This is a genomic window from uncultured Haliea sp. (assembly GCF_963973825.1).
Lineage (GTDB): Bacteria > Pseudomonadota > Gammaproteobacteria > Pseudomonadales > Halieaceae > Haliea.
Window position 1 is genome coordinate 343,453 of the sequence record NZ_CAXBAE010000001.1, and the last position, 25,441, is coordinate 368,893.

A 25,441-nucleotide genomic window follows, 5' to 3' on the forward strand; every position below is an offset into this window, starting at 1 on the left:
GGAAGTGCTTGTTCAGCAACTGGGTCATTCTGGGCAGGCAGCGAAGCCAGAGCAAACGAAACCGGTGAGAGACTGCCGGGCAGTGCAGCAGTTCGAACCGGCTTCCATTGCCACGCGGACAGCGGGATCAGCCGTATTGCAGCGCCACCTGTTCCTGGCCCACACAGTCGCGCAGCTGTTGCAGGAGCTCGTCGCTGGGCGTGACCGACCAGCGCTCACCCAGTCGAATGCGCGCGCGACCAGCGGGCTGTTCATACCACACCGAGACCGGACAGCGCCCTCCCCCGGCTGCGGCAAGCGCCTGCGCCAGCCGGTCTGCCAGGGCGTCATCGAGAGCCGCCTGGCTGACCTCGATGGTCAGCTCCGCTGCGTGGGACTCGCGCACCGCCTGCAGGCTGTGTACGTCCTTGGCCCGCACCGACAGACCGCCAGAATAGTCATCGTGTGCCACGTTGCCCTCGACAATCACGATCTGGTCTTTAACCAGCAGCTCGCGTTTTTCGCTGAGGGTTTCCGGGTAGACCGTCACCTCGATGCGCGCGCTGCGATCGTCCAGCTGCAGAATCGCCATGGTGTCGCCGCGCTTGGTCTTCATGGTGCGGCTGGCGACGATGAGTCCGGCCAGCATCTGGCTGCCCTGCTTGTCGGCGCGCAAATCCGCGATCAGCGTTGGTGCGAAGCGTCGCACCTCCTCCGCGTACTCATCGATGGGATGACCTGTGACGTACAGCCCCAACGTGTCCTTTTCCCCAGTGAGTCGCTCACGCACCGACCAGGGCCGCACGGCGTGGAACGCGGCATAGACATCGCCCGCTGTGCGGGTCGTATCGGACACGACCTCGCCAAACAGGTCCGCGATACCACACTCGCGATTGCTGGCACTCTGCTCGGCGGTTTTCAGTGCATCGTCCAACGCCGCGAGCAACACCCAGCGGTCTGTGCCGAGCCGGTCAAAGGCACCGGCACGGATCAGGGCCTCGATCGCCCGCCGGTTGACTTTGCGCGGGTCGGTGCGCGCGCAGAAGTCGAACAGGTCGCGAAAGGGGCCGCCCTCCTCGCGCGCCCGCAGCAGGTTCTCCACCGGGCCCTCACCGAGCCCCTTGATGGCGCCGAGCCCGTAGATAATCTCGTTGCGGCTGTCCACCGTGAACATGTACTGCCCTTCGTTCACATCCGGCAGCCGTAGCGCCAGTTGCATGGCCCGGCACTCCTCGACAAACACCACGATCTTGTCCGTGTTCTGCAGTTCCGAGCTCATGACCGCCGCCATGAAATGCGCCGGGTAATGGGTTTTCAACCAGGCGGTCTGGTAGGACACCAGGGCGTAGGCCGCGGAGTGCGACTTGTTGAAACCGTAACCGGCAAATTTCTCCACCAGGTCAAAAATACGAATGGCCAGCTCGCCGTCTATGCCCTTGCTGCGTGCCCCCTCTTCAAACACGGCACGCTGCTTGGCCATTTCTTCCGGTTTCTTCTTGCCCATGGCACGGCGCAGCAGATCGGCTTCACCGAGACTGTAGCCCGCGAGTTCCTGGGCAATCTGCATGACCTGCTCCTGGTACAGGATGATGCCGTAGGTGGGCTCCAGGATGGGCTTGAGCAACACATGCTGGTATTCAGGGTCCGGGTAGGAGATCTTCTCCCGTCCGTGTTTACGGTTGATGAAGTTGTCCACCATGCCCGATTGCAGCGGCCCGGGGCGGAACAGCGCAACCAGGGCGATGATGTCCTCGAAACAGTCCGGCTTCAGGCGCTTGATCAGGTCTTTCATGCCGCGCGATTCCAGCTGGAATACCGCCGTGGTCTCCGCCGCCTGCAGCAGCCTGAAGCTCGCGGCATCGTCCAGGGGAATTGCACTGATATCCAGCGGCTCCTCACCCTGCTGTGCCCGCACGGCGTTGATCATGCGCACCGCCCAGTCGATGATGGTCAGGGTGCGCAGGCCAAGGAAGTCGAATTTGACCAGGCCGGCGTCTTCCACATCGCCCTTGTCGTACTGGGTGACCAGACCTCCCCCGGCTTCATCGCAGTACAGCGGGGAAAAGTCGGTCAGGCGGGAGGGGGCAATCACCACGCCGCCGGCATGCTTGCCCACGTTGCGCGTGATGCCCTCCAGCTGTACCGCCATATCCCAGATTTCCAGCGCCTGATTGTCCTCGGCGAGAAAGTCGCGCAGCACCTCCTCCTGCTCCAGCGCCTTTTCCAGCGTCATGCCGACTTCGAACGGAATCATCTTCGACAGCTTGTCGCCGAGGCTGTAGGGCTTGTTCTGCACCCGCGCCACATCGCGCACCACGGCCTTGGCCGCCATGGTGCCGAACGTGATGATCTGTGACACGGCTTCACGGCCGTAGGTGTCGGCCACGTAATCGATAACCCGGTCGCGCCGGTCCATGCAGAAATCGACATCGAAGTCGGGCATGGACACCCGCTCGGGATTGAGGAAGCGCTCGAACAGCAGGTCGTACTGCAACGGATCGAGGTCGGTAATTTCCAGGGCATAAGCCACCAGTGAGCCGGCACCGGAACCCCGCCCCGGACCGACGGGGATCTCATGCTGCTTGGCCCAGCGAATGAAATCCATAACGATCAGGAAATAGCCGGGGAAACCCATCTGGATGATGGTATCCAGTTCGAAGTCGAGGCGCGCCCGGTAGCTTGCCTGGTGTTCGGGGAAATCGGGACTGGCGGTGTCAAAGAGGCGCGCCAGGCGACGATCCAGGCCCTCGTGGGAGAGCTGCCTGAAATAGGCATCCATCGTCAGACCGTCGGGCACCGGGTAGTCGGGCAGATAGGGCTTGCCCAGTTCCAGGACCAGGTTGCAGCGCCGCGCGATCTCCACGGAATTCTGCAGGGCTTCCGGCAGATCGGAGAACAGCTCAGCCATCTCGGCGGGCGAACGCAGGTACTGCTGGTCGGTGTAGGCCCGCACCCGCCGCGGGTCGTCAAGGGTACGCCCCTCGCGGATGGACACCCGCGCCTCGTGCGCCTCGAACTCGCTGGCATCCAGGAAACGTACATCGTTGGTCGCAACCACCGGGCAGGCAAGACGCCCGGCCAGTTCCACGGCGGCGTGCAGGTGCGTTTCGTCACCCTCACGCCCCGTGCGGTGCACCTCCAGGTAAAAGCGACCGGGATACAAACTCATCCAGTAAGCCGCCCGTGACTCGGCCTGCGCGGCGCGTTCCGCCAACAGTGCCTGCCCCACATCACCGGCCGCGCCGCAGGAGAGGGCGATAAGGCCGTCACTGCGCTCCGCCAGCCAGGCCTTGTGCACATAGGGCTCCCCGAGATACTGGCCTTCGGTATAGGCGCGCGAGATAAGCACGGTGAGGTTGCGATACCCGGAATCGTTCATGGCGAGCAGGCAGAGCGGGTAGGCGCGCTCGGGGTCATCCTCGTCGAGAACGCGCAAATCCACGCCGAAAATCGGCTTCACGCCCGCTGCCAGAGCCGCCTTGTACACCTTGATGAGCGCGTAGAAATTGCTGCAGTCAGTGACCGCTACCGCCGCCATGCCCAGCGCCGCAACGCGCTCGACCAGGGGCTTGACGCGCACCATGCCGTCTACCAGTGAATATTCGGTGTGGAGCCTGAGATGTACAAAATCGGTCATGGGGTCAGTTTACCCCCGGTGCGTCTCCGGCAACAGTTTTTTGACCGGCGCAAAGCTGCGACGGTGTGCCGGTGTCACCCCGAGACGCTGCAAAGCCTGCAAATGCCGGGCAGTGGGGTAACCTTTGTGGCTGGCGAATCCGTAGCCGGGATAACGCTGGTCCAGCTCAACCAGTTCAGCATCCCGCTGTACCTTGGCCAGAATGGACGCCGCCGCGATGCAGGCCACCCGGTCGTCCCCTCCAATCACCGCATCTGCCCGGTAGGACCAGACCGGCAGGCGGTTGCCATCGACCAGCACGCTGACCGGTTGCGGATCCAGTGCCTCTACCGCGCGACGCATGGCGAGTAGCGACGCCTGCAGTACGTTCAGGGTATCGATCTCAGCCACCGAGGCACGCCCCAGCGCCCATGCCACCGACTGTTCGCGTATCTGCTGCGCCAGGGCCTCGCGACGCAGCGGGCTGAGCTTCTTGGAGTCGCGCAGGCCGGGAATCGGTAGCGCTGGATCCAGGATCACGGCGGCCGCCACAACGTCACCCGCCAGCGGTCCGCGACCGACTTCGTCCACACCGGCTACACCGGGCGCAGCGCCGTCTAGGGCCAGCAGGTCGTTCATCGCGCGCGTTCGTCCAGCACGGCCTCAATGCCATCGGCACAGCGCTCGCCGAAACCCAGCGCCAGTGACTGGTGAATAGCGGCAAAAGCCTGACGCTGCTCCGCGGCCACCTTGGCGTTGTACAGCAGCGGCTGAACCGCTGCGACCAGCGCGGCGGGGGTCGCAGCCTGCTGAATCAGTTCCGGCACCAGCGCGCGCCCCGCCAGGATATTGGGCAATGCCGCGAAGGGAATGCGCACCAGCCGCGACACCAGCGCCCAGCTCAGGGGCGCCATGCGGTAGGCCACTGCCATCGGCCGCTGCACCAGGAGAGCCTCCAGCGTCGCCGTGCCAGACGCCAGCAGGACGGCATCCGCCGCCGCCATCACCTCCCGCGAGCGCCCGTGGACAAGCGTTAGCGGAAGCCCTCCGGCGGGCTCCAGCAAGCCGCGTATCTGCGCCTCACGCTCGGCGTTGGCGGCGGGCAGGGCAAACTGCAGCTCAGGGTCTGCTGCGGCAAGACGGCGCGCGACGTCCAGGAACAGGGGCGTCAGCGCCGCCACTTCCCCGCCCCGGCTGCCCGGCAGCAGGGCGAGCAGGCGGCCCTCCTGCGCAAGCCCCAGGCTGGCACGGGCGCTGTCCCGATCGGTGAACAGCGGGATCTCGTCCGCCAGCGGGTGCCCGACAAAGTCGGCCGCGATACCGTGCTGGTGGTAGATAGCCGTTTCGAAGGGGAACAGGCACAACATCCTGTCTACGGCACGGCGGATCTTGCGAATACGCCCCTGGCGCCAGGCCCAGACCGAGGGACTGACCAGATGCACGGTCTTGATGCCCGCCCGACGCAGCTTCGACTCCAGGCGCAGGCAGAAGTCCGGTGAATCGATGCCAATGAACACATCGGGCGGATTGGCGAGAAAGTGCCGGTATACGCTGCGGCGGATGTGCAACAGCTCCGGCAGACGTTTCAGCGGCTCGACAAAGCCCATCACCGAGAGGCGATCCATGGGAAACAGGCTGTTCAGGCCTTCGGCCTGCATCAGTGGCCCGCCAATGCCCTCCACCTCGAGATCACGGTAGCGGCGGCGCAGCGCGGACAACAGGCGCGAACCCAGTATATCTCCGGAGGCCTCACCGGCGAGAATGCCAACACGCAGGCGCTTGCCTGCCACTAGCGGACGATGCCGCGCTCCGAGGCGCGTATGGAGTCGATCATCACCTGCACCTCGGGCGTATCGCGCAACATGGTTTCCAGCCGCTGGATCGCCAGTTCCAGCGTCAACCCCTGCCGGTAGACAATCTTGAAAGCGCGCCGGAGCTGGCTGATCGCCTCGGAGGAAAAGCCGCGCCGGCGCAGCCCCTCGATGTTGATGGTCTTGGCCTCGGCGGGTGCGCCACTGACGGTGACGTAGGCGGGCACATCCTTGCCAATGGCGGTACCCATGCCGCTGAAGCTGTGTGCACCGATCTTGCAGAACTGATGCACCAGGGTATAACCGCTGAGTATCGCCCAGTCACCCACCTGAACGTGCCCAGCCAGCGCGGTGTTGTTGACCAGGATGGTGTGGTTGCCAATACAGGAGTCATGACCTATGTGCACGTAGGCCATGATCAGGTTGTTGTTGCCGATGGTCGTTTCCGCCCGGTCCTGCACGGTGCCCCGGTGGATCGTCACATTCTCGCGGATGATGTTGTTGTCGCCGATCACCAGGTAGGTGGGCTCATCGCGGTACTTCAGGTCCGGGGTTGCCTCACCAATCGTCGAGAACTGATAGATGTGGTTGCCCGCACCGATGCGCGTTGGGCCCTTGATAACGACGTGGGACTCGATCTTGCACCCCGGGCCTATCTCGACATCCGGGCCTATCAGTGTCCACGGACCTACTTCAACATCGTCGGCGACGCGGGCTGAGGGGTCTACGATGGCCTGACTGTGAATCATGGGTCAGCGGTCGGCGCAGAGAATGGTGGCAGAGGCGCAGAGGGCACCATCGACATCGGAGCTGACCGCAAATTTCCAGATACCGCGGCGGTCCGACAGAATCTTTGCGCGCAGCATAACCTGATCCCCCGGCACACAGGGGCGCTTGAAACGCAGGTCGTCGGCGCCGACAAAGTAGTACATGGAGCCGTCGGCCGGTGTCTTGTTCATCGACTTGAAACCCAAAATGCCTGCCGCCTGCGCCATGGCTTCAAGCAGCATCACACCGGGAAAAACAGGCTTCTCCGGGAAGTGGCCATTGAAAAAGGGTTCATTGATTGTCAGGTTCTTGCACGCGACGATGGACTCGCCGAGGTTCAGCTCCAGCACCCTGTCCACCAGCAGAAAAGGATAGCGGTGCGGTAGGTGGTTGCGAATTTCGGAAATATCCATGATCAAGCTGCGGGTCCCCCACGATCACTCTTGTTGCTGTTTTTCCAGTCCCGCAAGGCGCTTCTGGATGCTGTCCAACTGCGCAAACCGCACAGCGCTGCGCTTCCAGTCCCGGGTGGAGGCCATTGGCGTTCCCGAAGAATAGGAACCCGGCTCGGTGATCGACTTGGTGACCATGGTCATGCCTGTGATATGCACGTTGTCGCAGATCTCAACGTGACCGACAACACCAACACCACCCGCGAGCGTGCAGTTCGCCCCTATAATCGTGCTTCCCGCCAATCCGGTGCAACCCGCTATCGCGGTATTTTTGCCGATGTGACAGTTGTGTGCGATCTGTACCAGATTATCGATGATGGCACCGTCCTCGACCACGGTATCCTCCAATGCACCACGGTCAATGGTCGTGCAGGCGCCGATCTCGACGCGGTTGCCGATGCGCACACCACCGAGCTGGTGGATTTTCTGCCAACCTTCGGGGCTGGGCGCAAAGCCGAAACCATCGGCTCCCAGCACCGCATTGGCGTGCAGCGTACAGTGCTCGCCAATCGTCACATCCCGGTAGAGCACCACGCTGGCGTGCAGGCGGGTGCCCGCCCCGATCCTGCAGCGTTCACCGATCACGCAATTGGCGCCCAGCACCACGTTGGGCCCGATGTCCGCGCCGGCGTCAATCACCACATTGGCACCCACCGAAACGCCGGGTGCCAGCCTTGCCTGCGCCGACACCGTCGCGCTGGGGTGTACGCCGGCTTCAACGGGTGTTTCGTCTACGAACAGTGCCGTGGCACGGGCGAACGCCAGATAGGGGTTGTCGGCCAGCAAACAGGCGACGGGGCAGCGCTCCGCCTGGTCGGGACGCAGGATGACCGCCGCAGCCCGGGTTTGCTGCAACTGGCCCAGATAGCGCGCGCTGGCCAGAAACGACAGCTGGGACGCACTGGCCCGTCCCAGCGGCGCTATGCCCGTCACCGACAGCGACGGATCTCCGCGCAGCTCGGCCCCCAGGAATGCAGCCAGCTCTCCCAGGGTGCGCATGCTGGCTTACTCGGTGAAGGCCTGGTTGAGCTTGTCTGTCACCTTGGCGGTGATGCTGTAGCCGGCATCCGCGTGGATAACGGAACCGCGCTGCAGCAGAAGGCCGATACCTTCCGTGGTGATGAGTTCCTGCAGGACCTCCTGCACCTTGGGCGACATCTCCTGCAGCAGTTGCTGGCCGACCTGTTGCTCGGTCTGCTGCAACTTGCCCGCAACGTGCTCAAGGTCTGCCTGCTTGCTGGCCAGATTGCGGCGCGCAGAGAGCTGCTGGTCCTGACTCATCACCGCGGAATCCTTCTGGTAATCCTTGACCATCTTGTCCAACTCGTCCTTCAGGCGGTCGAACTCTGCCTTGTCGGACTTGTAGGCATCGTTGTTGCGCTCAGCGGTCAGGCGCTTCTGCGCGTGGTCGGTTTGCAGAATGGCCTGCTCCAGATTGACCACGGCGATCTTGCCCTGCGCCCAACCGAAAGTCGGCAGCAGCAGAGCGGCAGTGAAACATACGGTTTTAAGGACTCTAGACACAATACACTCCAACGTCAGAAAAAATGATCAGAAACCCCGACCCAGTGTGAACTGGAAAATTTCGCGCTCATCTTCGGGGGACTCGTTGAGCGGCTTGGCAAGGCTGAAACTCATGGGCCCGAAACCGGTTATCCACGTTACACCGACACCGACTGAATAGCGGAGTTCACCCGCATCAATGTCGAAGCAGTTCAGCTGGTTGCTGGAGCACTTGGTGTTGAACACGTTGCCCACGTCAAAGAAGAAGGCCGAGCGCAACTTGCTGCGATCTTTCAGGAACGGTAGCGGGAACAACAGCTCCACACTGCCTTCGATCAGGGCGTTACCGCCGAACGGGTCCGGGGTGGTATCCGGCACGCTGAAGGTCAGCTTGCCCGTATCCGGGTCGAGGCGGTAGCCAAACTGGGTGCCGTCGGGGCCGCCCACTTCGGTGGGGTTGCCGTTCTCATCAATCCCGGTGACCGGCTGGTTGATGTCATACAGGGCAGCCGGCGTACCGCGGGGACCCAGGGTATTACTCTCAAAGCCGCGCACCGAGCCGAAACCGCCGGAGAAGAAGTGCTCGAAGAAGGGCAGGTTGGTGGTGTCGCCATAGCCATCACCGTAGCCGAGCTCCGTGCGGAAGCGCACGATCCACTCCTCGGTAATGGGCAGGAACTTCTCGCCGCGGTAGACCAGCTTGTAGAACTGGGCATCGGAGCCCGGTACCGCCACCTCGAAGACCAGCGACTGCGACGCACCGCGGGTCGCCAGGATACCGCGGTTGAGGGTCGACTGGTTCCAGCTCAGTGAGGTGGTCCAGTTGAGGTACTCGTCGCCATTCAGGTCGAGGAAGCCAGGCTCCTCCGGAATGGTGAGCGATCCATCGGGCAACTCCTCCAAAGGACGGAATACCTCCGGCGCCGAGAACGTGCCGTCGGGCAAGAGGTTGCTTTCGAAGAAACCCTCAACGCCCTCAACCAGGCGCGGGCTGGCCTTGATTTCCTGCACCGCGAAACGGCCGGCGGTGATGTCCGTATTGGCGACTCCGAAGCTGAACCCGAGGCGCTGGGTCTCCTTGATCGGGTAGCCGAAGTTGAGCGCCGCACCGAGGGTATCGGTGGTGTAGCGTGCCACGTTGATCTCAGACAGGTCGGTCGAACGGTAGAAGACGTTGAAGCCGCGGCTGACACCGTCTTCGGTAAAGTACGGGTTGGTGTAACTGAAGTTGTACAGATCCTGGTAGCGTGAGGAGTTGAGGCCGATACCGATGCGCCGTCCTGTGCCCAGGAAGTTGTCCTGTTGCAGGTTCAGGCCGAATATCAGCCCCGCATCCTGCGCGTAACCGAAGCTGGCACCGATGCTGCCTGACGACTGCTCTTCCACCGTAAAGTCGACGTCGATGAGGTCGTCATGACCGGCGACCTCAGGGGTCTCTACGGTCGCCTTGCTGAAGTAGCCGAGACGTTCCAGACGAATGCGCGACTGCTCGATGGCCGACGCCGAGGCCGGTGCGCTCTCCATCTGGCGCATTTCGCGGCGCAGCACTTCATCTGCCGTTTTCTGGTTGCCTTCGAAACTGATTCGCCGCACGTAGGTGCGCTTGCCCGGATCGACGAAGAACTTGAGGCCGACCGTGTTGTCCTCTTCGTTGATCTCCGGGATGCCGGTGACCTTGGCGAAGTTGTACCCCTCGTTGCCCAGCCGCCGCGTGATGAACTCTTCGGTCGAGGTCACCATCTGCTGGGAGAACGTCTGCCCCTCACCGACCAGGATGAAGCGCCGCAGATCGCTCTCGGGCAGTACCAGGTCACCGGACAGGTCGACACTGCTGACGGTAAACTTCTCACCCTCGGTCACGTTGGCGGTGATGTACACCGAACGCTTGTCGGGAGACACCGACACCTGGGTGGAGTTGATCGTGAACTGCAAATAACCCCTGTCGAGGTAGTAGGAGCTCAGCTTTTCCAGGTCTCCCGTGAGTTTTTCGCGGGAGTACTTGTCGTCATTGGTGAAGAAGGAAAACCATCCCGTCGTCTGCAACTCCAGCAGATCGGTAAGTTCCTCATCGCTGAACACCTCATTACCCACCACATTGATGTGCTTGATGGCAGCGACGGTGCCTTCATCGACGTCAATATTGATCGCCACGCGGTTGCGCGGCTCCGGCAATACCTCGGTCTCGATGTTGGCGTCATAGCGGCCCTGCTGCACGTACTGGCGCTGCAACTCAAGCTGCATGCCCTCCAAGGTAGAGCGCTGGAACACCTGGCCGATGGCCAGACCGGCGCCGCGCAAACCGTCAAGCAGCGCCTCGGTCTCGATCGCCTTGTTCCCCTCGATGTTGATCTCGCTGATACTCGGGCGCTCGGCAACGATGACCACCAGCACGTTACCGTCGCGGCCTATGCGGATATCGTCAAAATTCCCCGTGGCAAACAGGCTGCGGGAAGCGGCGCGGATAGCCTCGGCGTTCACCAGGTCGCCCACCGCGAGCGGCATGGCTGCGAACACCGACCCTGCCGAGATTCGCTGCAACCCCTCCACGCGGATATCCGCAACGATAAAGGATGCGTCCTGCGCCTGGCCCAGGGGAGCCAGCAGCAGCACGGCAAGCGCCAGTAGCAGATTAATGCGTCTTTTCAAAATAGTCCCAACCACTGGTGAGGCCCGACCCCAAGGTCCTTGATGTGTCAATGCCCGGGTTGCCCAACCCTACAGGCGCGCGAAATCGTTATATAGAGCCAGTGCCATGACCCCGAGAATCAGGAACAGGCCAAGCTGGTAACCCAGCATCTGCACTTTTTCAGGCACTGGCCGCCCCGCCAGGAGCTCCACCGTGTAATACAGCAGGTGGCCACCATCAAGCACCGGAATGGGCAACAGATTCAAAACTCCGAGGCTGACACTGAGCAGGGCCAGAAAGCCGATGTAGGACTCCAACCCCGACTTCGCCGAAGCGGACGCCACTTTAGCAATGGTGATGGGGCCACTCAAGTTTTTTGGCGAGATCAATCCCTGGATCATCTTCTTGATCGAGCTCAGAGTAAAGCCCACCAGGTCCCCCGTGCGCACAAATGCCGCTCCCAGGGATGCTACGGGGCCACGCTCAAACTCGCGCAGCATGCCCTCGGGCAACGCCGGCATCGACACGGCGATACCGACACGACCTATCGTTTCGCCCGCGCTGTCAGTTTCTGCATCCGGCACAATCTGCATTGCTACTGTGTCATTGCCCCGCTGCACCTCCAGGGCAATCGACTGGCCCGGCCGGTCGCGCACGTAGGCCACCCACTCCAGCCACTCGTCCATGGGCGTACCGTCGGCGCTCAGCACGCGGTCCCCCGGCAGCAGACCGGCGCGCTCCGCCGGACTGTCGGCGACCACCTCGCTGACCACTGGCGGCACGGAGGGCGCATAGGGTGTGATGCCAAGACCGGTCAGCAAATCGGGGGACTCATCGTCTCCCAGCCACTGCTGAAGCTGGCCTTCGGATTCGTAGATCATGCCCGAGTCCGGATACTTCACGCTGAACTGCACCGTCCCGGTATCGCCGATGCGATCCAGCAGGCGGAAGCTCAAGGCCTGCCAGGTCGGCGTTTCCTTGCCGTCAACAGCGACAATTTCCTGCCCCGCCTCCAGCCCGGCGATATCCGCCACAGAGCCGGGTTTGACCGCGCCGATCACCGGCGCATAGCCGCTTTCGCCGGCCATGAACAGGAACCAGTAGGCGACAATAGCCAGCAGGAAATTGGCGATGGGGCCCGCCGCGACAACCGCGATCCGCTGCAGCACCGGCTTGCGATTGAACGCCAGTTCACGCTCGCCAGCGGCGACCTCCCCTTCCCGCTCGTCCAGCATCTTCACATAGCCGCCGAGGGGGATCAGGGCGATGCAGAACTCGGTGCCGTGCCGATCCTGCCAGGTGTAGATGGACTTGCCAAACCCTATTGAGAAGCGCAGGACTTTCACACCACACCGTCGCGCCACCCAGAAGTGGCCGAACTCATGCACCGCCACCAGCACGCCGAGCGTCAGCAGGGTGATACCGATGGTGTAGGCCAGATCCATTAATTCTCTCCGCCGGCGAGGGGCCGGCTACTATAGCGTGCGACTTGCAAAGCTGCGATGTCGCGGGCTTCGCGGTCCGCAGCTTCGACCACGCTGAGCGAAGTGGGTTCAACCACCCGCACGGCCGCCAGCGCTGCCTCGATCACCGCCGGTATGGCGTTGAACCCGATATCCCCGGCGAGAAAGGCCTGCACTGCGACTTCGTTGGCCGCGTTGCACACGGCCATTGCGGTACCTCCCGCGGCGGCGGCCTCCCGCGCCAGGCGCAGACAGGGAAAGCGGCCCTCATCCGGAGCCTCAAAATGCAGCCGGGACAGCGCCACCAGATCCAGGGGTGCCACGCCGGCGTCAATTCGCTGCGGCCAACCCAGTCCGTAGGCGATCGGCGTCCGCATATCGGGGTTCCCCAACTGGGCCAGCACGGACCCATCCACATACTGCACCAGAGAGTGCACGATGCTCTCCGGGTGTACCACGATCTCGACACGCGACGGCGCAACATCAAACAGCCAGCAGGCTTCAATCAGCTCCAGCCCTTTGTTCATCAGCGTCGCGGAATCCACCGATATCTTGCGCCCCATGGACCAGTTGGGGTGGGCGCAGGCCTCTGCTGGCGTGGCCGCCGCAATCGCCTCGGCAGTCCAGTTGCGAAACGGGCCGCCGGACGCGGTGAGCAGAATCCTGCTGACCCCATCCAGCCCCGGCGTCGCATCCCTGCCCTGCGGCAGGCATTGGAAGATGGCGTTGTGTTCGCTGTCGATGGGCAGGATCAACGCGCCTGCCTTGCGCGCTGCCGCCATCAGCAGATGGCCGGCCATGACCAGCGACTCCTTGTTCGCCAGCAGGATGCGCTTGCCCGCCTCGGCCGCCGCCAGGGTCGAGGGCAGACCCGCGGCTCCAACAATCGCCGCCATGACGGCATCGACGTCGGCGTGTGCGGCTATCCGCTGCAGGCCTTCCGCACCGGCCAGCACCTCGGTGTCACAGGCACCCGCCAGGCGTTTGCGCAGCGCCTCTGCAGCATCCGGATCGACCATGACCGCGTAGCGCGGATGGAACGCCTCACACTGGGCAGCCAGCGTGTCAACGGAACGGTGGGCGGCCAGGGCCCAGGCGCGAAATCGCTGCGGGTGGCGGGCGATGACATCCAGTGTGCTGACGCCAATCGACCCGGTGCTGCCAAGCACGGCCACCTGCTGAATACCAGACACGACTACCACCCCGCCAGAAGCAGGCCGAGCGCAAACACCGGCGCTGCGCTGCACAGGCTGTCCAGGCGATCGAGCAGGCCCCCGTGTCCGGGCAGCAGGGAACCGCTATCCTTCACGCCGCTCTCGCGCTTCACCATGCTGACCGTCAGGTCACCGACCACAGAGGCCAGTGCCGTCGTCACCACCACGGCAATGACCGCCGCCAGGGAAATGTGCGCCATGCGCGCCGGCAACACCGACCAGAGGGCGACGGCAAGCAGCGTGGCGCAGGCGACACCGCCCCAGAAACCCTCCCAGGTCTTGGCGGGACTGACATGCACCGCCAGTTTGTGGCGACCAAAGCGGGTGCCCGAGAAATAGGCACCGATATCCGTCGCTGCCACAATGACCACCATGACCACCAGCAGCAGGCCACCGCGCGGAAATGCCAGCAGGTACACCGCGGCCAACCAGGCCGAGGCGAGAATCAGCAGCCCCATGAGGCTGCGCATCACGCGGCTGCGCCACAGCACTGCACTGGCCGGATAGCTTTTCACCCAGAGCAGGGAAAACGACCACCACAGGCAAGCGATACCGAGCACGGGCTGCACCTGCTCCCGTTGCGGCGCCAGGCCCAGCTCGGCATACACGAACAGCGCAGCCAGCAGCAGACCCAAGGTGAGCACGAACACGCCGCGGGACAGCGATGAGCGCCAGCCCGCGAGCCGCGCCCATTCCCAGGCGCCGAGGCAGACAACGACCCCGAGCATGAAAGCCAGCCACAGCAGCGGCAGAAACAGCACCGCGGCAAGAAACAGGCCTGCCATGGCCAGCGCCGTCACAATTCGCTGCTTAAGCATCCTGCACTCCCGATGCCAGCGCATCCGGCTCACGCACACCAAAACGGCGCTCGCGACGGGCATAGTCGGAAAGGGCACGGGCGAACTCCAGTTCACCGAAATCCGGCCACAGGGTGCTGGTGAAGTAGAGCTCGCTGTAGGCAAACTGCCAGAGCATGAAATTGCTGATGCGGGCGTCCCCGCCGGTGCGAATGCACAGGTCGGGGGCTGGCAGGTCACTCAGTGCCATCACCTCCGCCAGTGATGCCTCATTGATGTCCTCCGCTGCCAACTCGCCCGCCTGCACCCGGGCCGCCAGCGTGCGCGAGGCCTGGGCAATGTCCCAGCGGCCACCGTAGTCCACAGCCAGCACTACCGTGGCAACCGTATTGTCGCGGGTCAGGCGCTCCGCATTCGCCATCAGGCGCTGCAGCCGCTCGCTGAATCGGCTGCGCTCGCCGATAAAACGCAGGCGCACACCGTCCCGGTGCAGGTCGCGCACTTCGTTGCGCAAATACCGGGAGAGCAGCGCGAGCAGGGCCCGCACCTCAGGCCGCGGACGCCCCCAGTTTTCGCTGCTGAACGCAAACAGCGTGAGGACCTCGATGCGGTGCTGCTGGCAGGAGCGCAGGACGCCGCGAACCGCCTCGACGCCGGCGCGGTGCCCTGCGTGTCCGGGGAGCGACTGGCGCCGCGCCCAGCGATTGTTGCCATCCATGATGATGGCAACGTGACGGGGAACCGGAGTGGCCTCCGGCTGGCCTGGCGATTCGCGGCTGGGCATGCGGCCAGGTGACTCAAATTTCCATCAGGTCAGCTTCTTTCTCAGCCAGCATTTTCTCAATGCGGTCCGTGAAGCTGTCGGTCAGTTTCTGCACCACTTCCTGACCGCGGCGCTCGTCATCCTCGCTGATGTCCTTCTCCTTGACCAGTTCCTTCAGCATGCTCATGGCATCACGCCTGGCGTTACGCACGGATACGCGCGCCGCCTCGGCCTCCGCCCGCGCCTGCCGCGTGTACCCCTTGCGGGTCTCTTCGGTCAGCATGGGCATGGGAATGCGGATGACGTCGCCAGCCGTGGAGGGGTTCAAGCCCAGGTCCGACTTGAGGATCGCGCGCTCAATCTTGGGGGTCAGGGAGCGGTCCCAGGCTGTCACCATCAGGGTGCGCGCATCTTCCACGCTGATATTCGCCACCTGGTTCAAGGGGGACTCGGAGCCGTAGTACTCGACGCGAATACCATCGAGAATACTGGGATGGGCGCGACCCGTGCGAATCTTGTTGAAATGATGCACGAGAGCCTCGACGCTCTTTTCCATCCGCTCCTGGGCCTCGGCTTTGATGTCTTCAATCACCTTTATCTCTCTCCTTGCGCTGCAATAAGGCTACTGGATCAGGGTCCCTTCCTGGCCACCGCGCACGATGCTGAGCAACGCACCGCGATCTTCCATCTTGAAGACCCGCACAGGCAGGCGGTGATCCCGGCACAGGCAAATGGCCGTGAGATCCATGACCTCCAGCTTCTTGTCCAGCACTTCGTCGTAGCTCAGCTGCTGGTATTTCACCGCATCGCTGAATTTCATGGGGTCGGCTGAATACACGCCGTCCACCTTGGTCGCCTTCATCACCAGCTCGGCGTCGACTTCGATGCCCCGCAGGCAGGCGGCTGAATCCGTGGTAAAGAAGGGGTTGCCGGTCCCGGCACAGAATATGACCACATCGCCGTTACTCAGCGCGCGAATCGCCTTGCGCCGGTCATAGTGATCGACCACGCCACTCATGGGAATGGAGGACATGACCTGCGTTGCGATATTCGAGCGCTCCAGGGCATCGCGCAGCGCCAGCGCGTTCATCACGGTTGCCAACATGCCCATGTGGTCACCGGTGACGCGATCAAGCCCAGCCGACTGCAGCGCGGCGCCACGGAACAGATTGCCGCCACCGACAACGATGCCCACCTGCACGCCAATGCCGACCAACTGGCCGATTTCCAGCGCCAGCTGGTCGAGTATGCGCGGGTCTATCCCGAACTTCTCACTACCGGTCAGGGCCTCGCCACTGAGTTTGAGCAGTATCCGTTTATACTTTTTGTCGCCTGAAGCCTGTGGCATAACGGTTGTCTCCCGAACTGTGTGCATAATACAGGACAAACCGGCCGCACCCTAGTGCCCCACCGGATAAAGTCCGGCTGCCCCCTCACCCATACCCACAAAAAACGGGGCCGCAGCCCCGTTTTCAGCGACACTGGAGCCTCTCAGCCCTTCAGCTGGGCTGCAACCTCTGCCGCGAAGTCGACCTGCTCCCTCTCGATGCCCTCACCCACTTCAAAACGGATGAAGGACGCCACCGATGCACCCGCCGCGGACACCAGCTTGCCAACCGTGACATCAGGGTCCTTGACGAAAGCCTGCTCAACCAGGCTGTTCTCGGCGAGGAACTTCTTGATGCGGCCACCGATCATCTTCTCGATGATCTCTGCCGGCTTGCCGGAATCCTGCGCCTGCACCGTGTAGATTTCGCGCTCTTTCTCGATGAGTTCGGCCGGCATATCCTCGGCGGAAACCACCTGCGGGTTGACCGCGGCCACGTGCATGGCAACGTCCTTGGCCAGGTCCTGGTCACCGCCCTTGAGTTCCACCAGAACGGCAATGCGGTTGTTGCCGTGCACATAGGCACCGACAACACCGGCATCCGCCGTCACCAGGCTGATCCGGCGCACGCTGATGTTTTCACCGATTTTCTGTACCAGCGACTCGCGAGCCGCCTCCAGTTCACCCGCCATCAGGGCGGCCACGTCGGTTTCGCGCTGTTCAAATGCCGCGTTCACCACCCGGGCGACGAAGCCCAGGAAGTTCTCGTCCCGCGCGACGAAGTCGGTTTCGCTGTTCACTTCCACGATCACGCCGTAGCTGCCATCTTCGGCGATACGCGTGGACACAACACCATCAGCCGCGGTGCGGCCGGCCTTCTTGGCCGCCTTCATGCCGCTGGATTTGCGCAGCTCTTCGATGGCTTTTTCAATGTCACCGTCAGCGGCTGCGAGTGCCTTCTTGCACTCGAGCAAGCCCAGGCCGGTGCGCTCACGTAGTTCCTTGACCAATGCTGCAGACATGGTTTCCTCCTGCTACAACCCTCGAGGGGCCGTGAATTCCTGAACGATTGCCTCCGCTGGGGAGGCCGGGATACTCCGGGATGGGCCGCGGCGGCCCCCCGGAGTGCGAGGCTTACTCGGCCGCTGGTTCGGCAGCGGCAACTTCGACGAACTCGTCGCGCACAACGCTCTGGTCGCCACCGTCAGCCTTGCCCGCGAGGCAGGCGTCCGCAACGGCGGAAACATAGAGCTTGATGGCGCGAATCGCGTCATCGTTACCCGGGATTACGTAATCCACGCCATCGGGGTTGCTGTTGGTGTCGACGACGCCAATCACTGGAATACCCAGCTTGTTGGCCTCGGTGATGGCAATGCGCTCGTGGTCGACATCGATAACGAACAGGGCATCCGGCAGGCCGCCCATATCCTTGATACCGCCGATGCTCCGCTCCAGCTTTTCCATGTCACGGGAGCGCATCAGCGCTTCCTTCTTCGTGAGCTTGGCAAAGGTGCCATCGGCCTGCTGTGCCTCGAGCTCGCGCAGACGCTTGATGGAGGCGCGAATCGTCTTGTAGTTGGTGAGCATACCGCCCAGCCAACGGTGGCTGACGTAAGGCATGCCGGCGCGATCGGCCTGCTCCTTGATGATCTTCCCGGCGGCGCGCTTGGTGCCGACAAACAGAATCTTGTTCTTGTTCGCTGCCAGGCGCTGCACCAGGTTCAGTGCCTCGTTGAAGGCAGGAACGGTGTGCTCGAGGTTGATAATGTGGATCTTGTTCCGGGCACCGAAGATGTAGCGATCCATCTTGGGGTTCCAGTAACGGGTCTGGTGACCAAAGTGAGCGCCTGCCTGCAGCAGGTCGCGCATGCTTACTTGCGACATGGTAAATACCTTTTGTATCGGGTTAGGCCTCCACATATCCCTTGCGCCAAACCGGCCGGAGCCGGCACCCTGACGCAGGTGTCGATATGTGTGCGACGTTAGGTTTCCTTCTCCACGGCAGCCTGACAAACAGGTCTACCCGCAAAGAAGCCGCGCTTTATACCACAAGAGCGCCCCTCTGGGAAGCGGCGAGGCAGACGCCGCGTGGACCCGCGCGACCCCGTCTACGCGTCCGCGGACGCCGCGTGGCGCCCTTTCAGCTGCCCTGGGCGGGTCACAGCCGGCGGTTACTCACAGGGAGCGCGAATCCTGTAGAATACCCCGTTACCCGCGGGTGCATCGGCAACGCCGACCGGCACTCGTTCCCTACAGAAAACGACAGGTAATGCATGGCAGTTACGATCAAGACAGCGGACGAAATCGAAAAGATGCGCGTGGCCGGGCGCCTGGCCGCCGAGGTTCTGGAGATGATCCGACCCCGGGTCGAGCCCGGCATTACCACCGGTGAACTCGACCGGATTTGCCACGAGTATATTACCGGGGTGCAGCAGGCCATTCCCGCGCCCCTGAACTACCACGGCTTCCCGCGCTCCATCTGCACCTCCATCAATGAGGTGGTGTGCCACGGCATCCCCTCGGATACCAAAAAGCTGAAGTCCGGCGACATCGTCAACATCGACGTCACTGTCATCAAGGATGGCTACCACGGCGATACCAGTATCATGGTGGAAGTCGGTGAGGTGGCACCCCATGCCCAACGCCTGATACGGGTCACCCAGGAATGCCTCTACAAGGCACTGGCTCTGGTCCGCCCGGGCACGACGCTGGGTGACATTGGTGCGGTCATCCAGGAGCACGCAGAGAAAAACTACTACTCCGTGGTGCGGGAGTACTGTGGTCACGGTATCGGCAAGGTGTTCCACGAGGACCCGCAGGTGCTGCACTACGGCAAGCCGGGCACCGGACTGGTGCTGGAGGAAGGCATGACCTTCACTATCGAGCCGATGATCAACGCCGGCCGACGCCACACGAAGCTCAACGCAAAGGACGGCTGGACGGTCACCACCCGTGACGGCAGGCTCTCCGCACAGTGGGAGCACACCCTCGGGGTGACCGCCGACGGCTGCGAAATCTTCACACGGCGCAGCGATGAAAGCTTCTGATTCCGCTGGCGTGGCCTACGCCCAGAGCCCACAGCTGCCCGCGGAACTCTTCGACCCGGCGGCCTTTGCCACCGCCGTCGCCGCGGGCAACACCCTGCAGGCCGGCAAACAGGCGCTGAAAACCGCCGCTGACTATCTGGACGCCCAGTTCAGCGCCGGCACCCGGGTGAGCGAGCTGCTGCGCCTGCGTTCATGGTTCATGGACGTATTGCTGGGCACGCTGTGGGATAGCAGCGACTGGTCCGGGGTCGAGCCCGCCCTGGTCGCCGTGGGAGGTTACGGCCGCGGCGAGCTGCACCCCCACTCGGATATCGACATCCTCGTGCTGCTGGGAGAGGACAGCGAGCCCTGCCACGCGCAGCTGGAACGCTTCCTCACCCAGCTCTGGGACCTGGGGCTGAATATCGGGCACAGTGTGCGCACCGTCAGCGAGTGCTGTAGCAAGGCACGCAAGGACATCACCATACTCACCAACCTGATGGAAACGCGGGTGATTCGCGGGCCGCAGGCGCTCATGGAAGCCGTTCGGGCGCGCACCGGCCCCGACCAGATGTGGCCCAGCGCCGACTTCTTCCGCGCCAAGCTTGAGGAGCAGCGGGCCCGCCACGCCAAATTCGCCGATACCGAATACAACCTGGAACCGAACGTGAAGAGCTCACCCGGCGGCCTGCGCGACCTGCAGATCATCGCCTGGATAGCGGAACGCCATTTCGGTGTCGACTCTCTGGAGAACATGGACACGGGGGAGTTTCTCACGCCGGATGAGCGCCGCATGCTGCTGCATGGTCGGGATTTCATGTGGCAGGTGCGCTACGCCCTGCACATGGTCGCGGGGCGCGAGGAAGATCGCCTGCTGTTCGACCACCAGCGCACCCTGGCGGCACTCTGGGGTTTCAAGGATGGCAAGAAGCTCGCCGTCGAGCAGTTCATGCAGACCTACTACCGCTGGGCGCTGGCGCTGGGTGAGCTGAACGAGCTGCTGATACAGAACTTCGACCACGCCATCCTCAGGGCCGACCAGCTGGACGAGGTGCGCATCCTCAACGAGCGGTTTCAGGTACGCAACGGCTACATCGAGTCCCTGCGCGACGACCTTTTCAGCACACAGCCCAACGCGCTGTTGGAAGTCTTCGTGCTCGCCGGGCGCGAGCCGGGCATCATCGGGGTGGGTACCGCCACCATCCGCCTGATTCGCGAGCATCGACACCTGGTGAACAGCGCCTTCCGCGCAGACCCGGCAAACCGCGCCAGCTTCCTCGAGATCCTCCGCTCGCCCCACAACATGACGCGACTGCTGCGCGGCATGGCGCGTTACGGCATCCTCGGCAACTACCTGCCCGAGTTCGGCAAGATCGTGGGGCAGATGCAACACGACCTGTTTCACACCTATACGGTGGACGCGCATACCCTGGAAGTCATCCAGTATATGCGCCGCTTTCAGAAACCCGAGTTCGACGAACGCTTCCCGGTCAGCAGCCGCGTTGCCAGGCGACTGCCCAAGATCGAGCTGCTCTACATCGCCGGCCTGTATCACGATATCGGCAAGGGGCGCGGTGGCGATCACTCGGAGCTGGGCGCGGTGGATGCCGCGCGTTTCTGTGCGGAGCACGGCCTGAGCGAGGAGGATGCAGAACTGGTGGTGTGGCTGGTGCGCAACCACCTGACCATGTCCGCCGTTTCCCAGCGCAAGGACATCTCCGACCCGGAGGTGATCCAGCAGTTCGCCCACCATGTGGGCGACCTGAACCGGCTCGATTACCTGTTCACCCTGACCGTTGCCGACATCAACGCCACCAACCCCACACTGTGGAACGCCTGGCGCGGCAGCCTGTTGCGACAGCTGTATACGGGGACGCGGCGGGCGCTGCGGCGCGGGCTGGAAAACCCGGTGGACAAGCAGGTGTGGATTGAGCAGACCCGCAAGGCGGCTGCAGACCTGCTGGAGTACCGCGGTTTCACCGTTGAAGAGCTGGAAGACCTGTGGCGCGAACAGGGCGAGGACTACTTCCTGCGCGAGAAACCCGAGGACATCGCCTGGCACACCGAGGCGATTGCCGGGCATTATGAGCGCGACCAGCCCCTGGTCCTGATCCGCAACAGCTCCGACTCCAGCGTGGCCAATGCGACGCAGATTTTCATCCACGCGCGCAGCCACGCGCAGCTGTTTTCGCGGGTCTGTGCCGAGCTGGAGCAGCTGGAGCTCAGCGTGCACGATGCACGCATCTACAACGCCCGCGACGGCATGAGCCTGGACACCTTTTTCGTGCTCAATTCCGATGGCAGCCCCATCGCCGACGACAGCGCCCGCCTGCGGCACATCCGCGACCAGCTGGCGCGCTCCCTGGCGACGGCGGACTTCGACCGCGCCCCCAATATCCAGCGTCTCACGCCACGACAGATCAAATCGTTCCCGGTGCCCACTGAAACCAGCATGTTCCTGGACGAGATCAAACAGGTGACGGTGCTGGAGGTATCCTCCCGGGACCGCCCCGGCCTGCTCGCACGGGTGGGCCGGATCTTCGTCGAGCATGGCGTGGAACTGCAGGCCGCCAAGATCCAGACCCTGGGCGAACGGGTTGAAGACGTGTTCTTCATCACCGATGCCGAGCAGCGGCCGCTGCAGGACGAAGCGCTCTGTACCGCCATCCAGAATGCCATCAAAGTGCAGCTTGACGATCAACTCGAGGACCACTAGCGCCCCATGAACGCCCTGCTCGGTGCGCTGCACCCCTACCCCTTTGAGAAACTGCGTGCACTGTTCGCCGACCTGCAGCCACCCGGCGACCTGGCGCACATTCCCCTGTCCATCGGCGAACCGCGCCATCCCTCGCCGCCGTTCGTGCTGGACACGCTGGCAGCGAACCTCCCGCTGCTGGCCAACTACCCCGCCACCCGCGGCGAGGCACCGCTGCGCGAGACCATTGCCGGCTGGCTGCAACAGCGCTTTCAGCTGCCGGGGGTGGACCCGGAATCCGAAATCCTGCCCGTGAACGGCACGCGCGAGGCGCTGTTTGCCTTCGCCCAGGCGGTGGTGACCGCTGGCGCCGGCGCGGCCGTGGTCAGCCCCAATCCGTTCTACCAGATTTACGAGGGTGCCGCGCTGCTGGCCGGAGCGCAGCCCGAGTTCGTGAACGCCAGCGCCGCAACGGGTCACCTGCCCGATTTTGCCGCGGTTCCCGAATCCGTATGGCAGCGCTGCCAGCTGCTCTACATCTGCACCCCGGGCAACCCCAGCGGCGCGGTGATGAGTGTTGTAGCGCTGCAATCGCTGGTGGAACTGGCGGAGCGGCACGACTTCATTATTGCCAGCGACGAGTGCTACTCGGAAATCTACGCTGACGAGAGCAGCCCCCCACCGGGCCTGTTGCAGGCCTGCGCGGCGATGGGCAACGACCGCTTCCGGCGCTGCGTGGTATTCCACAGCCTGAGCAAACGCTCCAACCTCCCGGGGCTGCGCTCCGGCTTCGTGGCCGGGGACGCCGAGGTACTCGCCGACTTCCTGCGCTACCGCACCTACCACGGCTGCGCCATGCCCCTGCATCACCAGCAGGCCAGCGTGGCGGCGTGGGGCGACGAGGACCATGTGCGCGCCAACCGCGCGCTGTATCGGCAGAAATTCGACGCGGTGCTGCCCATTCTGCAGGGGCACCTGACCGTGGAACGGCCAGATGCCGGTTTCTATCTCTGGCCGGAAACCCCGCTGGCCGACACCGAATTCGCCCGGCTGCTGTATCAACAGGCACACATCACCGTGGTTCCCGGCAGCTTTCTCGCCCGCGAGACGCCCCGGGGCAACCCCGGCAGCAACCGGGTGCGCATGGCGCTGGTGGCCTCGCTGGAGGACTGCGTGGAAGGCGCCGAGCGTATCGTCAACGTGCTGGAGCAGCGCTAGGCCATGCTGCCAAAAGCCCAGCGCGTTGCCTTTATCCAGCAACGCCTGCAGGAACTCTACCCCGAGCCGCCTGTCCCGCTGGACCACAGCGACCCGTATACCCTGCTGATTGCCGTCCTGCTCAGCGCCCAGTGCACCGATGAGCGGGTCAATCAGGTGACGCCTGCGCTGTTCGCCCGCGCCGACAATCCGCAGGACATGGCGCAGCTCACCGTCGAGGAGATCAGGGCGATCATCCGCCCCTGCGGCCTGTCGCCGCAGAAATCCGCTGCCATCAAGCGCCTCAGTGAAATCCTGCTGGCTGAACACCAGGGAGTGGTACCCGCCGACATGGAGGCACTCGAGCGCCTGCCGGGGGTCGGGCACAAGACGGCCAGTGTGGTGATGTCGCAGGCCTTCGGGGTGCCCGCCTTTCCCGTCGATACGCATATTCACCGACTGGCCCAGCGCTGGGGACTTACCAGCGGTAAAAGCGTGGTCCAGACCGAGCGCGACCTGAAGCGACTGTTCCCCCGCGCGGCCTGGAACCGGCTGCACCTGCAGATCATCTTCTACGGGCGCGAGTTCTGTTCAGCACGCGGCTGCGATGGCCGTGTGTGCGACATCTGCCGCACCTGCTACCCGGAGCGTAAACACCCCAAACGCACTCACAAAGCCTGAACAGTTGCGTGGCGGCTCCCGCCCGAGCCTGTACCACCGTAGTTTTTTTGCTATCCTTGCGCACCCCACAGAGCCGCAGCGAGGCAGGCATGATTACCGTCTACGGCATCAGCAATTGCGACACCGTGAAGAAAGCGCGGCGCTGGCTGGAGCAGCACGCGATCGAATACCGCTTTCACGACCTGCGCAGCGACGGCCTGGACAAAAGCCAGGTGCAGTCCTGGCTGCAGGAACTCGGCTGGGAAACACTGGTCAACCGACGCAGCACCAGCTGGAAAGCACTGGACGCAGCAGAGCGTGAGCAGATGGATGACCGCCGGGCGCTGGCGGCCATCCTGCAGCAGCCCACGCTGATCAAGCGGCCCCTGCTCGACATCGGCCACGAACGCCACTGCGGCTTTTCGGCGCCCGCCTGGGAAGCACTGCTGCTACGGCATACTCTTTGAACCCACCCCGCCGCAGGCGGGCCTCGTCAGGAATCACGTTTTATGAACCATGCGGCATATGCCCTGGGCCTAGGTCTGGGCACTCAGAACAGCAGCGGTGAGTGGCTGGAGGTCTTTTTCCCTCACCCGGTGTTGTCACCCTCCAGCGAACTGGTTGCGGCCTTTGGCGCACCCGACAACACGGGCACGCTCTCCCGCGAGCAGTTGCTGGCCCTGGAAGCCGCGCTTGCGGCGGCGGGCCAGACCGAACAGGCGCAGATTGCCGCGCATCTGGCCAGCAGCCAGGCGCCCGCCGTTGCGGTGCTGCTGCAGGAGGACGCCGCACCCGGCTCAGTGCCCGAGGCCTACCTGAAACTGCACCTGCTGTCGCACCGACGGGTGAAGCCACACGGCACCAACCTGCAGGGCCTGTTTGCCATACTCCCCAACGTGGCCTGGACCAGCGAGGGCGCCATTGACATCAGCGAGCTACCGGCACGGCAACTCGCCGCCCGGCTGCGCGGCGACACGCTGGAGGTCAGCTGCGTCGACAAATTCCCGAAGATGACCAACTACGTGGTACCGACCGGGGTGCGCATTGCCCATACGGCCCGTGTGCGTCTCGGCGCCTACCTGGGCGAAGGGACGACCATCATGCACGAGGGCTTCGTCAACTTTAACGCCGGCACTGACGGCCCCGGGATGATTGAAGGCCGGATATCCGCCGGGGTGACGGTGGGCAGCGGGTCCGACCTGGGCGGTGGCTGCTCGACCATGGGCACCCTGTCCGGCGGCGGAAATATCATCATCTCCGTGGGCCGCGAATGCCTGATCGGCGCCAACGCCGGCATCGGCATTCCACTCGGCGACCGCTGCACTGTGGAAGCGGGCCTGTTTGTGACCGCCGGCACTAAGGTGGTGGTGCTGGACGCCGACGGTCACGCGGTGGAGACCCTCAAGGCGCGGGAACTGGCCGGCAAGTCCGGGCTACTGTTCCGGCGCAACTCCGCCACCGGTGCCGTCGAGTGCCTGACCAACCGCACGGCGGTAGAACTCAACGCCGAACTGCACGCGCACAACTAGCCACGGGGCCGCACC

22 protein-coding genes are annotated in these 25,441 nt (G+C 63.6%); 6 read left to right on the forward strand and 16 right to left on the reverse strand.

Annotated elements, in window-relative coordinates:
- Positions 1 to 127: 127 nt before the first annotated feature.
- The 16 genes from dnaE to rpsB all read right to left on the reverse strand — a co-directional run bounded on the left by dnaE (position 128) and on the right by rpsB (position 18,203).
- On the reverse strand, positions 128 to 3,616 hold the full coding sequence (gene dnaE / locus AACZ17_RS01580; protein WP_290744498.1) for a DNA polymerase III subunit alpha: 3,489 nt from the start codon (positions 3,614 to 3,616) through the stop codon (positions 128 to 130).
- A gap of 9 nt (positions 3,617 to 3,625) precedes the next feature.
- Entirely contained in the window at positions 3,626 to 4,234 is a 609-nt protein-coding gene (gene rnhB / locus AACZ17_RS01585; RefSeq protein WP_290744500.1) for a ribonuclease HII, read from the reverse strand.
- On the reverse strand, positions 4,231 to 5,385 hold the full coding sequence (gene lpxB, locus AACZ17_RS01590; protein WP_290744502.1) for a lipid-A-disaccharide synthase: 1,155 nt from the start codon (positions 5,383 to 5,385) through the stop codon (positions 4,231 to 4,233). The genes rnhB and lpxB overlap by 4 nt, the downstream gene beginning before the upstream one ends.
- Positions 5,385 to 6,155 (reverse strand): acyl-ACP--UDP-N-acetylglucosamine O-acyltransferase, encoded by a 771-nt coding sequence (lpxA, locus tag AACZ17_RS01595; RefSeq protein WP_290744504.1) that lies wholly within the window; start codon positions 6,153 to 6,155, stop codon positions 5,385 to 5,387. Before lpxA ends, lpxB begins: the two co-directional genes overlap by 1 nt.
- Before the next feature lie 3 nt (positions 6,156 to 6,158).
- The gene (gene fabZ / locus AACZ17_RS01600; protein ID WP_027948594.1) at positions 6,159 to 6,587 is read right to left on the reverse strand and encodes a 3-hydroxyacyl-ACP dehydratase FabZ; all 429 of its coding nucleotides are present in this window, start codon (positions 6,585 to 6,587) and stop codon (positions 6,159 to 6,161) included.
- 24 nt (positions 6,588 to 6,611) lie between these two features.
- A complete protein-coding gene (gene lpxD, locus AACZ17_RS01605; RefSeq protein ID WP_290744505.1) occupies positions 6,612 to 7,625 on the reverse strand; it encodes a UDP-3-O-(3-hydroxymyristoyl)glucosamine N-acyltransferase in 1,014 nt (337 codons plus the stop codon).
- A gap of 6 nt (positions 7,626 to 7,631) precedes the next feature.
- The gene (locus tag AACZ17_RS01610) at positions 7,632 to 8,150 is read right to left on the reverse strand and encodes an OmpH family outer membrane protein (RefSeq protein WP_290744506.1); all 519 of its coding nucleotides are present in this window, start codon (positions 8,148 to 8,150) and stop codon (positions 7,632 to 7,634) included.
- A gap of 27 nt (positions 8,151 to 8,177) precedes the next feature.
- Positions 8,178 to 10,775 carry an outer membrane protein assembly factor BamA gene (bamA, locus tag AACZ17_RS01615; RefSeq protein WP_290744508.1) on the reverse strand — a complete coding sequence of 866 codons (2,598 nt, stop codon included), beginning with the start codon at positions 10,773 to 10,775 and terminating at the stop codon, positions 8,178 to 8,180.
- 69 nt (positions 10,776 to 10,844) lie between these two features.
- Complete coding sequence (rseP, locus tag AACZ17_RS01620) at positions 10,845 to 12,200, reverse strand: sigma E protease regulator RseP (RefSeq protein WP_290744510.1); 1,356 nt, start codon at positions 12,198 to 12,200, stop codon at positions 10,845 to 10,847.
- Positions 12,200 to 13,411 (reverse strand): 1-deoxy-D-xylulose-5-phosphate reductoisomerase, encoded by a 1,212-nt coding sequence (gene ispC / locus AACZ17_RS01625; protein WP_290744512.1) that lies wholly within the window; start codon positions 13,409 to 13,411, stop codon positions 12,200 to 12,202. The genes rseP and ispC overlap by 1 nt, the downstream gene beginning before the upstream one ends.
- A 2-nt stretch (positions 13,412 to 13,413) precedes the next feature.
- Complete coding sequence (locus AACZ17_RS01630) at positions 13,414 to 14,250, reverse strand: phosphatidate cytidylyltransferase (protein ID WP_290744514.1); 837 nt, start codon at positions 14,248 to 14,250, stop codon at positions 13,414 to 13,416.
- A complete protein-coding gene (uppS, locus tag AACZ17_RS01635; RefSeq protein WP_290744516.1) occupies positions 14,243 to 15,013 on the reverse strand; it encodes a polyprenyl diphosphate synthase in 771 nt (256 codons plus the stop codon). Before uppS ends, AACZ17_RS01630 begins: the two co-directional genes overlap by 8 nt.
- A gap of 13 nt (positions 15,014 to 15,026) precedes the next feature.
- Positions 15,027 to 15,584 (reverse strand): ribosome recycling factor, encoded by a 558-nt coding sequence (frr, locus tag AACZ17_RS01640; RefSeq protein ID WP_290744518.1) that lies wholly within the window; start codon positions 15,582 to 15,584, stop codon positions 15,027 to 15,029.
- A gap of 30 nt (positions 15,585 to 15,614) precedes the next feature.
- Positions 15,615 to 16,340 carry a UMP kinase gene (pyrH, locus tag AACZ17_RS01645; protein WP_290744520.1) on the reverse strand — a complete coding sequence of 242 codons (726 nt, stop codon included), beginning with the start codon at positions 16,338 to 16,340 and terminating at the stop codon, positions 15,615 to 15,617.
- Positions 16,341 to 16,483: 143 nt separating this feature from the next.
- On the reverse strand, positions 16,484 to 17,341 hold the full coding sequence (gene tsf / locus AACZ17_RS01650; protein ID WP_290744522.1) for a translation elongation factor Ts: 858 nt from the start codon (positions 17,339 to 17,341) through the stop codon (positions 16,484 to 16,486).
- Positions 17,342 to 17,453: 112 nt separating this feature from the next.
- The gene (gene rpsB / locus AACZ17_RS01655) at positions 17,454 to 18,203 is read right to left on the reverse strand and encodes a 30S ribosomal protein S2 (RefSeq protein WP_290744524.1); all 750 of its coding nucleotides are present in this window, start codon (positions 18,201 to 18,203) and stop codon (positions 17,454 to 17,456) included.
- A 389-nt stretch (positions 18,204 to 18,592) separates the two neighbouring features.
- Here rpsB and map point away from each other — a divergent pair, with 389 nt between their 5' ends.
- From map to dapD, 6 genes are all read left to right on the forward strand, one after another.
- A complete protein-coding gene (gene map / locus AACZ17_RS01660) occupies positions 18,593 to 19,366 on the forward strand; it encodes a type I methionyl aminopeptidase (protein ID WP_290744526.1) in 774 nt (257 codons plus the stop codon).
- Positions 19,353 to 22,061: a [protein-PII] uridylyltransferase gene (glnD, locus tag AACZ17_RS01665; RefSeq protein WP_290744528.1), complete on the forward strand. Its 2,709-nt coding sequence runs from the start codon at positions 19,353 to 19,355 to the stop codon at positions 22,059 to 22,061. Before map ends, glnD begins: the two co-directional genes overlap by 14 nt.
- A 6-nt stretch (positions 22,062 to 22,067) precedes the next feature.
- Complete coding sequence (gene dapC / locus AACZ17_RS01670; RefSeq protein WP_290744530.1) at positions 22,068 to 23,258, forward strand: succinyldiaminopimelate transaminase; 1,191 nt, start codon at positions 22,068 to 22,070, stop codon at positions 23,256 to 23,258.
- A gap of 3 nt (positions 23,259 to 23,261) precedes the next feature.
- Positions 23,262 to 23,918 (forward strand): endonuclease III, encoded by a 657-nt coding sequence (nth, locus tag AACZ17_RS01675; RefSeq protein WP_290744532.1) that lies wholly within the window; start codon positions 23,262 to 23,264, stop codon positions 23,916 to 23,918.
- 89 nt (positions 23,919 to 24,007) lie between these two features.
- Entirely contained in the window at positions 24,008 to 24,364 is a 357-nt protein-coding gene (locus AACZ17_RS01680) for an ArsC family reductase (protein ID WP_290744534.1), read from the forward strand.
- Between the two features lie 42 nt (positions 24,365 to 24,406).
- Entirely contained in the window at positions 24,407 to 25,426 is a 1,020-nt protein-coding gene (gene dapD / locus AACZ17_RS01685; RefSeq protein ID WP_290744536.1) for a 2,3,4,5-tetrahydropyridine-2,6-dicarboxylate N-succinyltransferase, read from the forward strand.
- The last annotated feature ends 15 nt before the right edge of the window (positions 25,427 to 25,441 follow it).